A 12,164-nucleotide genomic window follows, 5' to 3' on the forward strand; every position below is an offset into this window, starting at 1 on the left:
CTAATAACTGAGTACCTATATTTTTCCCTTGGTGGTTATTCGAAATATATAAGTGATGTATAAAATTTTCTGGTTCCCAGATTGAAATAAACCCTAATACCTCACTACCAGCAACAGCGACCAAAACACGTTCACCTTCAGTGTCACGACTAAAGTCTGAAAGTTGATAGCCACTGACATCAAGCCAAGTAAACGTGGAAACCCTAGCACTCAAATACAGCTCGCTTACTGCTTCCAAAAAGTCATCACTGTAGTCTTTGATTTCCATAAATCCCTTTCCGAAACCTAACGCCCAATTAACGTGTGAGCAGCGCAGACACTGAACTTAAACACTGCGCCGTAAACACTTAACTCAACCCGAAGTGAAAGCGCCAAGCGTTGCGAATCACTGTTGAATTGTTTGTTATGTTTTACCACAAACACATGATTTACTTGAGAAAGAACTGCTAATTTTAGCTAGCTTTCTGAAGCAAACCACAAGGCAAAAACCAACGTGGCCACCAAAAGCGACCAACCAGAAACGAGTAATTCCACTTCCCTGCCCAATGAGGCAACCCGACCTAGTTTCAACAAGCACCCTGTCTTTCCAACCAAAACGCAAAACAATGAAAAATTGCCGAGGCAACTGCCAAGCCAAAATGCTAATTGGCCTAGAACCTAAAAGCGACTTTGAGCCAGTTATACGAGAAGCCAACCGCCACGACCTTACATTGAAGCAACCCGCGAACATTGGCATGTTTTACGGGTTGAGAGATTCAAGAACTTAGGCCGACAATACTGATTTGCTGAGTCTACTAGGGACGAATTACCTGAGGGACAAAGAACTAGAGCCTAAGACATTTAAGCCTTTGAAATACAAGTAAACATAACGCCAAATTAAGGTGTGAACAACGCTACCACCTTACCTAAACCATTGTGCCATAAACACTAAACTGGCTTGAAGTGAAAGCGCCGAGCGTTGTGAATCACTCTTAAATTTATTGTTATGTGTTTTTTCTTTTGAGAGACTCAACTAAAGCATCGCTACCTGTACCGTAAGGAGCATGAACATGTTCATAGGCAGTTTCAGAATCGCTATGATAGCATTCATAGATGTTCATAAACTCTCGCACCTGTCTAAGAGCCTGTTCTATTGCGATTTGAGATATACCAGGAAGAGCTTTGTCTGCTTCATTTAACGCATGTTTCAAATCGGAGTGAGCAATTCGCTTATTGCGAATTTTCTTGAACCCTTTACAAGCTGATTCGACCTTTTCAAATGCCCCCGAAAGTTGGACATGTAAATCGTCATCTCCATGGGTTTCAGCATCTCTAAGTAGTTGTTTCAGGCTCAGGTTTTTATTTCCGCTAGTCGTCTCAGGGTCAGTTAATTTTGACAAAGACAGTGCTATATAATCCAGCATCAATAACTGATTGACGCGGAAAAAACCTGAGCCATTTCGATTGAGTAGGTCAACTACATCAGGACTTACTGCATACAAATCACAGTACATCTGCCACGTATAATGGATATCACATACTTGTTCCCATAAACGTTTAAAAATTTGTTCATATTCATTCATATCGACCAACTCATGAAAACACATAACGCCAAATTAAGTAGTGAGCAACGCTGCCACGTACCTAAACGATTGTGCCGTAAACACTAAAGTTGGTTCAAACTGAAAATGCCAAGCGTTGCGAATCTGCTTAAATTTATTGTTAGGTGCTACGAGTGCGTCAATTCCTCTATTACAAATGTAGTAACACTGTGTGCAACATTTATTGCCAAACGAGCCTCATGTGTTGAAATGGCAGGAGGCACAGACCCACGACCATGAGCCGAGCCAATATGCGATCTAAAAGCACCAACACCGTCTATTATTGTGGTTACACCAGTTAAGATCTTATTCTGGTCTTCGTTAAGTTGGGCATCCCTGTTTAAGGGCAGATGTTGACGAACGGTTTGCCATAAAGGGCCAATATTCATTCTAGTAGGCATCGTCAGTTCGTTACGTTCAATATAGTACTTCAGAACCGATTCAATAATTGCACTTGCAGCAGTTATTGATGCATGAGGATCACTATTTATATTCGAAATAGCTCTCTCGAACTCAACCTCAATAGACGTAAAGTCCCCTTTTTTTAGATAATCTTCTAGCGTCTTAGTTGTAATTGAAGAACCAGCGTCGAGAACATACCCATTCATTTTATATGTAAGCTGATTTTTCTCCAAAGCAGCGGTGATTCGGGCTTGTCCTTTGGTTATGTCATTTTCAATAATGCCCCCATCGAAAAGACACGTAGTTGGTTCAATATCCATGAAATTTTGAATGACACCACCTAACACCTCCAAAGCGTCAACATTCGAATCCTCATTGCACCTCTTCAACCAAGTGGAGCATTTAGTTTCACAGTTTCCCTCGGGTACATCTCCCGGAGCACCTGCCTCCATAAATAAAGAGTTCAACTTGCTATGACTAAAATAATGAGCAGCTATCACGTTAGCGACAGCTCCTATAACTGAATTTGGAATAATACTACTCAAATTTCCTCCAAGTACACCTAACGCCCAATTAAGGGGTGAACAACGCTTTCACCCAAACCTAAAGCATTGTGCCATAAACACTAAATTTGAAGTAAAAGCAAAAATGCCAAGCGTTGTGAATCCCTCTTAAATTGCTTGTTATGTTTAAATCTTAAAGCGTCTGATGAACTCAATCACTGCGCCACTTACAAGTGCTGCCGAAATATCTGAAGTTATCAAATACACGATCACATCCACTGTTACGTTTATCGCCACCCATATAGTGTTGTAGCTAAGTTTTAGTTCAGATAAAACGGGGAGATTGTGAGGATTCGCTGAATACAGGTGTTGATTTTCTTTAGTTTCACCTTTCTCAAGAACTTCGTAATGTTGGAAGTATTTGATTTCAAGAAGCTCTAAAATATGTTGTTTCAAGAGCTTATTTATAAGTGTCGATGGTATGAAAAACTCTAGTTCGCCACGATAACCACCTACGGCTTGATCTCCACCTTTCCACGAAACAGATTTAGTTTGGTAAGATGAAACTGACAGTATGATGTCAATCACTTGTTCACCTAGATAGGACTCTAGTAGCGTGAGTTTCATCCACTTCGACAAGCTGATGCCTTGAGTCGAACCTCTCGAGAACACTTTTGAAAATACTGAACTTCTCAATATTTACTCCTTAAACATAACGCCAAATTAAGTAGTGAGTAACGCAACCACCCACCTAAAACATTGCACCGTAAACACTTAAGCTGATTCAAACCGAAAGCGCCAAGCGTTACGAATCTGCTTAAATTTATTGTTATACGTTGCTTCCCTACCTAAGTACAGGCCTGAAAAAACTACGTTCATAGCTAATGATGCAGTCTACTTTATCTGCAAACTCAAAAGCTTCAATACACTCGGGATCATTTAGAGATTTGAGACGATACTCTTCGTATGCTGATAAGCTTTCAAATGTGAACAAAGCTAGAGCTATATTATTCGCACCTTCTGAAGGTAGAAAATAGCCATTGTGTTGACCACCAAACTTCTCAACAAGTGGAATCCACATTCTTGCGTATTCTTCAAATTCTTTGACCTTTTTCGGGTCAATCACGTATCTGACATAGCAAGTAATCATAAGCTTTAAATCCTTCTAATTGCTTAATTTCACGCGCAACGTATAACGCTAATTAACCCACATTAAGTCGCTCTAACCACTAGCACAAGTGTAACCTTTCACTCATGTGCGATTACATCAAACCACCAGCAACCTAATGATTAGTAAAGCTTTATATTACATAACCATATCACTAACTTAGGAGTTAGGTTGCAAAGTGTCGCATAATTCTCGACGTGGGTAGAAACTAACCGTTAATCGCCAAGCTTACTGCACTTCATAAAAATAAAGTTAGGGTTGCGAGATAAACGCTCATAAACGTCCTCATCTAACTCTTTTACTTTGTCTGATACTTTGCCTTCCGATAGCTGAGATATAACAAGTCCACTGCTAGTAATCGCATCCGTGATTTCCATTAAGGATCGACGGTAGAACCTAATGGGTACTGGCGTTCCGACCGTGTTCCATTCTTCTTCAACTAACTCTCGTTCAAAGTAGTTACCCGACTTCGAGCATTCAAAATCAGCAAATGGGTGATGAGTTGAAAACACAATATATCCCTTTGGCTTGAGTACTCGGCTGACCTCATTGAAAAATAGGCTTAAATCTTCGAGATAATGAAGAACGAGTGGACAAATCATGACATCCACACTAGCGCTTTTCTCTTTAGGTAAACCAAGAGAGAGATCTTGCTGATAAGTGCTCACTCGCCCGCCAAACTTCTCTTTAACTAGCTCGACCATCTCATCTGAGTAGTCAACACAAGTGATTTTAGAGGCGTCAGATTCTAGTAGATACTGCGAATAAACTCCTGGTCCACAGCCCAGATCCATAACGTTCAAGCCTGAGACAGAACCTAGCATGCTGAGAAGTGTTGGCCTGTCTAAGTGAGCATTGTAGATATTGTCGGTAATAACAGAGTCATACTGCTTCGCATAAGTTGAGTAGAGTTCAGACTTCACGGTGTCTCCTTGGGGGCTAGAAAAGTGGTGAGTATATTAACTACAAGCTGAGAATGGTCACTTGTGTGTCAATTGTTCTAGACGTTAGCAGAAAAGGCCTCAGGGGCAGAAAAATTATATTTATCGTCTAAACAAAATCCTTAAGTTGCTGCAATTTTGTCATCTCTCTACCATGCCTTCAATTATTGATTACCGAAGATAAATAGCGGTTGTTATAGATCGACCTTTGAATGTGAATTCAACTTCACCGTTTTGAGCCAAATTCGGCTCAGCTTACATCTATAAAAATCTCTATTGGAGTAATTTTCGTGAACGATTTAAAAAATATTTGTCCTGCAAGAATGAGCAAAGAGCGTATCAAGCGTGAATACGACCTACGCGTGCTCAACTGCGTTAGTGAAGGCGAGTATGAATCACGAATGGCAGTTTGGAACAGTTTAACCCTAGCGGGCGCGACAGCTCTAGAAGCCAAAACTTATGTGGATAATGCATTCGATAAGTTGCAACACGATCTTAAGGAAGCAAAGCGCGAATTAGCGATTAACTACGCTGATTTTTCTACAATGGCAAACGAAGAAATTAACTTCATCAAAGTCCACGTAGCAGACAACAAAACCCAATATTTCTGGTACGCAACGATCGTGCTGATGATCGCGGGTACCATCGCTCTGTGCATCTAGTTTTACGCGAGAGCTCATCGCCAAGGACGGCGTGAACTCTCACTGAACATTTAAACTTTCTTCATACTGATTTAGTCGATCAATACTATCGACTCTGAACTCTCGATAATCTCAACGCCAAGTTCTCTCAACTGTTCGACAATATCACTCGCGTTATCAGGAAAGACTGCACGAGTCGACGCTAGGTTTAATATCACGCTGAATCCTGCATCAACTAACTGCTCTACTGACTTTTTCACACAGAAATCTAACGCCAACCCACCAACAATCACATGGCTGATCTGGTGAGATTTCAAGAACTCAATTCCGCCAGTAGAAAGGGTATCAGCCTGGTCGTGATAAAACGCGCCATAAGGGTGTGCATCAGGATCAATGCCTTTGTTGATTTGAAAATCATACTCTCGAATAGCAGGCAGTCCTGGCAGTAGTTCAACGCCAGTTGTACCCACTACACAATGCGGGTTCCACTTAATATCAACCTCTGGCAGGCCAACTGGCTCTAACATCTGCTCGGGCGTTTCTGCCTCCCATGCAGCGCCCGGAGGATGCATATCACGTGAAACCATTTTAATCGCTGCCTTCGAATGATTACGTTTCAATTCTTCAACAATGTCTAGCGCACCTTGCACAGGTAACTCATTAGGACACAGTTCACTGAACCCTTTTTGCGGATCCACATCAATGGCTGCAGTTTTAGATCGTAGTAACTGAATAGTTTTCAAAGACATGGAGGTTCCTTTAGCGAATGTTCAAACGTATTAGGCCATTTCATTCTCTATAATACTCAAGTTAGCGGATAAAACACCTGCTTTAAGCCGAGATAGCATTTAGTATGCAGAATTTGACAATTTTCATCGCGTTAACTAGAGTGCGACTCTTCACCAAGCCTAGTAATACAATAGGAAGGCCGGATGTCAGCCTCACTTTTCAACGACAAAATTATCCAAAGCGCACTCGACTTAGATGTCTACAAAATCAATATGATGTTTGCCGCTTTCACGCACTACCCGCAAACTGAGGTGCGTTATGAGCTTATTGTGCGTTCGAGCGAAGACATATCCGACTTACACGGCTTAATTGAACAAGAAATCAATCTACTTGCAGAGTGCTCTTTCACCACTGGTGATATTGCTTACCTTAGCCAACATGCCAGTTATTTAAGTGATAACTTCCTCTCCTACTTGGCTGATTTTCGCTTTTTGCCGCAGCAACAAGTTACTGTCTCACAAGCCGATGATCAGCTTAGTGTCTCAATCAAAGGCGTCTGGCATGAGACTATCTTGTATGAAACGCTGGTAATGAGCATTATCTCCGAAATTCGCAGTCGTGAGCGTTGGAACAAGATCCCCACTGCGCAATTCTCGAAAGTACTAGAACAAAAAGTGTCATTGTTAAAATCTGAGCTTTCGAAGCGCTCGCTGACTAACTTCAATTTTTCTGAGATGGGTAGCCGCCGCCGTTTTAGTGCTCAGGTTCAACATGATGTCGTTGCCTACCTTAATCAACACGTTCCGGAACTGATGACCGGGACCAGCAACTATCACCTTGCTAAAAAGTTCGGGCTGACACCCATTGGTACCGTGGCACATGAGTGGTTTATGGCCCATCAGGCGCTTGTCGCTCCCGCAAAGTCTCAGCAAGTCGCCCTAGACCTATGGCAATCGACCTTTGACGGCAAGCTTGGTATTGCTTTGACCGATACGATTGGTATTGATGCATTCCTAGAAGACTTTAATTTGGAGCGAGCTAGCGTTTATGCTGGAGTTCGACATGACTCAGGTAACCCATTTGAGTGGGGTGATAAGATGATTGCCCACTACGAGTCTCTGGGCATAGATCCGATGTCAAAAGTGCTCATTTTTACCGATGGTTTAAACTTTGCGCGCGCGATTGAGATATGTGAATACTTCGCCGGCCGAGCGAACATCAGTTTTGGTATTGGCACTTTCCTCGCCAATGATATGGGCGGTTACGTATCAGATGATATCGAATACCAACCACTGTCTATTGTCGTCAAAATGGCAGAGTGTAACGGTCGACCAGTTGCGAAAATCAGCGATGAACCAGAAAAAGCCATGTGCGAAGACCTCCTGTTTCTTACCTCTCTAAAGCAAAGCTTTGGCCTCTTACCTCAACACAGCTAGAAATTGACTTCTTCAATAGACCAACCAAATTTGTCGCACAGTGACATGAGCTGTGTGACATCCGACTGAGTCTGTGCCACCAGCCACTCCAAGATTTCATTGGCAATAGGGTTGGGATTTCTTTGGTAACAAAAGTACTGCCATTCACTGTGCTGAAGGGTAATGTTCTCCGGACATTTGAGAAACTGGCGTTTGAGCTCAGGTAATACCAGCAGCAAATCGGTCACCGTCACTCCTTGACCTGATAAGCATGCGCTAAGAGCCAGATCTAAACTATAGAATACCGTGTCTCTGCCCTGCTTTTTGCCCTTGAGTTTGGCGTTACTAAGCCATAATTTCCAATCTTGATGGTCAAGCGTGGCATGCAAGTGCGGCAAGGTCAGTAGATCTTCAATCTTAATGCTCTTGTCCGATAGTGATTCGGCGTAAACCGGCGCCATATACTCTTCTCGTAACACGCTAATACCCGCACGATTCTGATAGCGGGAACGCTTGCAAGAGTTGATAATCAGTAAATCGCAATCTTCTGATTCGAGTTGGGGATCCTCATCGATAGCCGGAATGATGACGATCTCATGTTCTGGATACTTTTCATTGAGTAACGCCACATTGGGCATCAATACACGAGTCGCAAAACTGAGCGCACTTTTGATCACAATACGCTTCTTCGCGGGTACCTTCCACTGCCCGATTAATGCATCTAGGTTATGGTAGTTTTGTCGCAGCACCTCATAAAGATCCTTGCCACTTTGCGTCAATTCAATCGCGCGATGTTTACGTATCAGCAGTGGTGAACTTAACTCTTGTTCAAGCTGCTTGATTTGCCTGCTCACCGCGCTTTGAGTCACGTTCAGCTCATCGGCCGCTTTGGTAAAACTCATCAGCCTTGCTACCGCCTCAAAGACTTTTAATGCGTTGTGTGAATAAGGAAGGTGGCTGTAAGGGCTCATAAGTCACTCGCATGATCTGAAGTTATGTAAGAGTGGCATAAATGTCATTTGAATGCCAAGTGGATAACTCGTACCTTTATGTGATAACGATCACGAGGCGCATCATGAAAAAAATTCTCTCCTTGGCCATTCCACTTATTATCTCGCAAATGATCTCTATGGCGTTGGTGTTGACTGACGTATGGATGATGTCGCGATTAAGTGTGTCTGCCATTGCTGCGGGAGGATTAGGTGCTTCTGTCTATTCGTTCGTGTTTATTGTTGCAGGTAGTACTGTTGGCTGTGTCGCTAACCTAATCGCGATTGCCTATGGGCAGCGTGTCGCAAGGCCCGACCATGGCAACCAGCAAATTAGACTCGCAGTTAAAGGCGCTGTCTTGCTGTCATTTGTACTGACAGTCATCTTAACCATCAGCTTTGCCTTTGTTCCAGAGCTGCTAGCCCTTGCTAACCAACCAAGCGAACTCGCTGCGCCGGCCATGCAGTATGTGGACGCCTTGAAGTGGGCGATGCTGCCATCACTACTGCTGCTTGTGTTGCGCGGTTTAACCAGTGCATTTGGCAATGTGCGTTCGATTATGGTGATGTCACTACTAACCGTCTCGCTCAATGTGCCAATCAGCTATGTATTGGCCTTTAGCTTCGATTTAGGTCTTGCGGGTTTAGGGGCAGGCACAGCGCTCGCGGCCTTCATTGTTATGATAGGCTACACGCTTTGGGTATTTAAACGCCCTGAATACGCCCCGTTTGCACCGTGGTTGAATCGTGAAGAGTATTCTCTGTCTCTTCTCACTCCCCTACTGGCCATGGGCTTGCCTATCGCGATGGCAGCACTGCTTGAGCATGGCTTAATCTATGGCGGTACTTTGATGGCAGGTACCATCAGTATTGCTGCGTTAGCGCTACACCAAATTCTATTGCAATGCTTAAGCTTTACTTGGAACATCAACTTTGGCTTCTCACAAGCCGCAGCTATTCTCGTAGGACAAGACTTCGGCGCTGAAAACTATGACGGCATCAAACGCACTGCTCTGCGCAGTTTTGGTATCACCACACTACTGAGTGTCATTTTGGCAGGCGGCTTTACGTTATGGCCTGAGCTTATCGCCGGTATCTTTAACCTAGATGCTGATCTAACGCACTTACTGACTATGGTTCTTTGGGTAGTCGCGCTGTCATTCGTTGTTGATGCATGGCAATTGTTGGCGATAAACCTATTGCGTGGCATGAAGATTGTCATGGGCCCGACCATTATGACGGCGATTGGTTATTGGGCATTTGGTCTGCCGGCGGCATGGCTACTCATGCCAGAGTTTGAATTGGCGGGTATCTGGGGCGGCATTGGTATAGGTTTAGGTGTAACAGGCGTGTTACTGCTTATACAGCTCATCTTTGCTATCAAAAAGCAGCGCAACACAGATTCACTTGCGATGGCGATGAGCTAAGCGATACACTCGCAACTCATCATCAAGAGCCAAGCTATGACCGATCTAGAACTCGAATTTGAACATATCTATTTAGAAGTAAAAGCGCAGCGATGGCATCAAGTCGAGCGCTTTTTGTTTAGCTACTACTGCTACAAACACGATTACGTCAGCAAGCTAGGCAAACCTGATTGGGAGCTAGCACGTCAAAGCGTTGCTCACTCTACCCACTGTAAAAGCTTAAAAGAGTCAACCCTTGAGCCTGTCGTGCCACTTAGCGTCGTTATTGGAGAGATAAAGCGCTACTGGCGAGATGGAGAGCTGACGCCAAGCAACTTACGTCGCGTGCTAGATACTCTGCTTGACTACGTGTTGATTTCTAAAGCCGAGCTACAAGCATTAAAAAACGCAGGCCTTCAGAACGCAATGCCAGCTTCTTGGTATCAAAGCCAAGAGCGTATCCCTACCGAAAGGCTGACTTCAGTGGGCATTGAAATTACGCCTCATTAACGCCGCTTCAACCACTCTTCTCCCCCGACCGCAACCGAACAGTCACGACATAAACAATGTTTGCGACATTCGCTCTAAGTCTTTGTAAACAAACCTTGATTAAACACAGAGATGCATATTACCGTATCAGATAACTAACCCTTCATCCGGAGTACATATGGAATTTGTAGACGGTGTGTTGCGTATAGAGTCTTTTCTCGCAGTCACTCTTGGTATTGTCGTTTTATTCTTGGGTCGTCGACTGACTCAAATGAGTTCATTTCTAAAAGAGTTCAGTATTCCTGAGCCAGTTTCGGGCGGTATTCTGGTCTCTGTCATCTTTACGCTTATCTATTACGCCGTTGGTATCAACGTTGAATTTGACCTCGCGACACGCGACCTGTTATTGGTCTACTTCTTCACCACCATAGGTATAAACGCCAGCCTCAAAGATCTTCTCAAAGGTGGTAAGCCATTAGTCGTATTGCTGATCATCACCATTGGCTACATGCTGATTCAAAACCTCACCGGGATTGGTGTCGCGACCTTGCTTGACCAACCTCCTGTCGTTGGCATGCTAAGTGGTAGTGTGTCATTGATTGGTGGCCATGGTACCGCGATCGCTTGGTCACCTAGAATTGCCGAGATGTTTGATCTGCAAACCGCGATGGAGATTGGTATTGCGAGTGCCACGTTTGGTTTGATTCTCGCCAGTTTAATGGGTGGCCCAATCGCAAAGTATCTGATTAATAAGCACAGCTTAACGCCAAGCAAGATTGAACGGATGGATGTCGGCACTTCACCCACTAAACCTGATCCTAAGATCACTTCTTATGACTTTTTAGACGCCGTATTAGCCATTCATATCTGTATTATTATTGGTAGTATTCTGAATGAAGTGGTCAGCGAGATTGGTTTAGATTTACCACTGTTTGTGACCTGCCTGTTTGCCGGTATTTTGATTTCAAATCTTATTCCAAGTAACTACCGCAGATTGACCGGAACTCGCTGGCCATCACGTCAACCTGCTGTCGCTCTGATTGCAGATATGGCGCTTGGTGCGTTCTTAGCAATGTCATTGATGAGCATGCAATTGTGGGCGTTAGTTGACCTTGCAGGGCCAATATTCATCATTCTTGGAGCTCAGTTCATTGTCGCTATCTTGGTTGCCATATTTATTGTGTTCCCTCTGATGGGCAAAACCTATGATGCGGCAGTCGTGTGCTCTGGCTTTGGTGGAATATCGTTAGGTTCGACTCCAACAGCGATGGCGAACATGTCAGCGGTGACTCAAAAATACGGCAACTCGCACCAAGCTTTTATCATTGTGCCATTGGTGTGTGCTTTCTTTATCGATCTCGCAAATGCGCTGATCATCCCTTACTTCTTAAAAGTGCTTGGCTAGAACGAGCGCCATAAAAACACCCGACATTTTTCTTTGTGACTTGATGTCCTACTTATTATCTGACGTTACAAACAAGGCCCCACAATTGTGAGGCCTTATTTTTTATCGATAAATTTCATCTCTATTATCTAACCTCTTCGTCCCAGCAGTCTAACTCTACGACTAATGTCTAACTCACTGAGACTATTTGTTTTTTTGAGTTTGGTTTAAGGTACTAGCGACTTCAATGATTCGTTTATTGATAGGGCAATTTATTCTTTATATTTAACTGTGAACCTCAAGCTTTTTACAACAATACCAACGATATTCATGCTTGTTTCCGACCCTATTCTTAGTCAGTCATCTTCACTTTTAAACAATGACTCAAGTTACCCCTAATAGAGATTTATCGAATTCTTTGTAGAAGAACGACTATCACTCACTACTCCGCGACATCTTCATACCGCGAGTAAATTACGTTTGTTGGAACAACACACCTCAGAGTGTGAACGAAAGG

The 12,164-nt window shown here is 43.5% G+C and carries 13 protein-coding genes; 5 read left to right on the forward strand and 8 right to left on the reverse strand.

Annotated elements, in window-relative coordinates:
• The 6 genes from ELS82_RS04015 to ELS82_RS04045 all read right to left on the reverse strand — a co-directional run.
• Positions 1-268: GNAT family N-acetyltransferase (locus ELS82_RS04015; RefSeq protein WP_134834316.1), on the reverse strand; the 268-nt coding region annotated here is incomplete at its 3' end.
• 715 nt (positions 269-983) lie between these two features.
• Entirely contained in the window at positions 984-1,562 is a 579-nt protein-coding gene (locus tag ELS82_RS04025; protein WP_134834317.1) for an AbiU2 domain-containing protein, read from the reverse strand.
• Between the two features lie 146 nt (positions 1,563-1,708).
• A complete protein-coding gene (locus ELS82_RS04030; protein WP_134834318.1) occupies positions 1,709-2,527 on the reverse strand; it encodes an abortive infection family protein in 819 nt (272 codons plus the stop codon).
• Between the two features lie 144 nt (positions 2,528-2,671).
• The gene (locus ELS82_RS04035; RefSeq protein WP_114743500.1) at positions 2,672-3,181 is read right to left on the reverse strand and encodes a hypothetical protein; all 510 of its coding nucleotides are present in this window, start codon (positions 3,179-3,181) and stop codon (positions 2,672-2,674) included.
• Positions 3,182-3,329: 148 nt separating this feature from the next.
• Positions 3,330-3,635 (reverse strand): NIPSNAP family protein, encoded by a 306-nt coding sequence (locus ELS82_RS04040; protein ID WP_134834319.1) that lies wholly within the window; start codon positions 3,633-3,635, stop codon positions 3,330-3,332.
• 233 nt (positions 3,636-3,868) lie between these two features.
• Positions 3,869-4,576 (reverse strand): class I SAM-dependent methyltransferase, encoded by a 708-nt coding sequence (locus ELS82_RS04045; RefSeq protein ID WP_134834320.1) that lies wholly within the window; start codon positions 4,574-4,576, stop codon positions 3,869-3,871.
• A 341-nt stretch (positions 4,577-4,917) separates the two neighbouring features.
• Between ELS82_RS04045 and ELS82_RS04050 the strand changes: the two genes are divergently transcribed.
• Positions 4,918-5,256 (forward strand): thiamine-phosphate diphosphorylase, encoded by a 339-nt coding sequence (locus ELS82_RS04050; RefSeq protein WP_167489227.1) that lies wholly within the window; start codon positions 4,918-4,920, stop codon positions 5,254-5,256.
• 71 nt (positions 5,257-5,327) lie between these two features.
• Here the strand turns inward: ELS82_RS04050 and ELS82_RS04055 are convergent, their stop codons facing one another.
• Positions 5,328-5,984, reverse strand: coding sequence for an isochorismatase family protein (locus tag ELS82_RS04055; protein WP_134834322.1), 657 nt, complete (start codon positions 5,982-5,984; stop codon positions 5,328-5,330).
• A 183-nt stretch (positions 5,985-6,167) separates the two neighbouring features.
• Here ELS82_RS04055 and pncB point away from each other — a divergent pair, with 183 nt between their 5' ends.
• Positions 6,168-7,400 (forward strand): nicotinate phosphoribosyltransferase, encoded by a 1,233-nt coding sequence (gene pncB, locus ELS82_RS04060; RefSeq protein ID WP_134834323.1) that lies wholly within the window; start codon positions 6,168-6,170, stop codon positions 7,398-7,400.
• On the opposite strand, the gene ELS82_RS04065 is transcribed toward pncB, so the two are convergent.
• Entirely contained in the window at positions 7,397-8,350 is a 954-nt protein-coding gene (locus ELS82_RS04065) for a LysR family transcriptional regulator (RefSeq protein ID WP_134834324.1), read from the reverse strand. The genes pncB and ELS82_RS04065 overlap by 4 nt on opposite strands.
• A gap of 104 nt (positions 8,351-8,454) precedes the next feature.
• Between ELS82_RS04065 and ELS82_RS04070 the strand changes: the two genes are divergently transcribed.
• The 3 genes from ELS82_RS04070 to gltS all read left to right on the forward strand — a co-directional run bounded on the left by ELS82_RS04070 (position 8,455) and on the right by gltS (position 11,668).
• Complete coding sequence (locus tag ELS82_RS04070) at positions 8,455-9,795, forward strand: MATE family efflux transporter (protein WP_134834325.1); 1,341 nt, start codon at positions 8,455-8,457, stop codon at positions 9,793-9,795.
• Positions 9,796-9,831: 36 nt separating this feature from the next.
• The gene (locus ELS82_RS04075; RefSeq protein ID WP_134834326.1) at positions 9,832-10,284 is read left to right on the forward strand and encodes a hypothetical protein; all 453 of its coding nucleotides are present in this window, start codon (positions 9,832-9,834) and stop codon (positions 10,282-10,284) included.
• Positions 10,285-10,441: 157 nt separating this feature from the next.
• A complete protein-coding gene (gene gltS / locus ELS82_RS04080) occupies positions 10,442-11,668 on the forward strand; it encodes a sodium/glutamate symporter (RefSeq protein ID WP_134834327.1) in 1,227 nt (408 codons plus the stop codon).
• Positions 11,669-12,164: the final 496 nt, after the last annotated feature.

Origin of the sequence: Vibrio ouci, assembly GCF_004551525.1 — a bacterium.
Classification (GTDB): domain Bacteria; phylum Pseudomonadota; class Gammaproteobacteria; order Enterobacterales; family Vibrionaceae; genus Vibrio; species Vibrio ouci.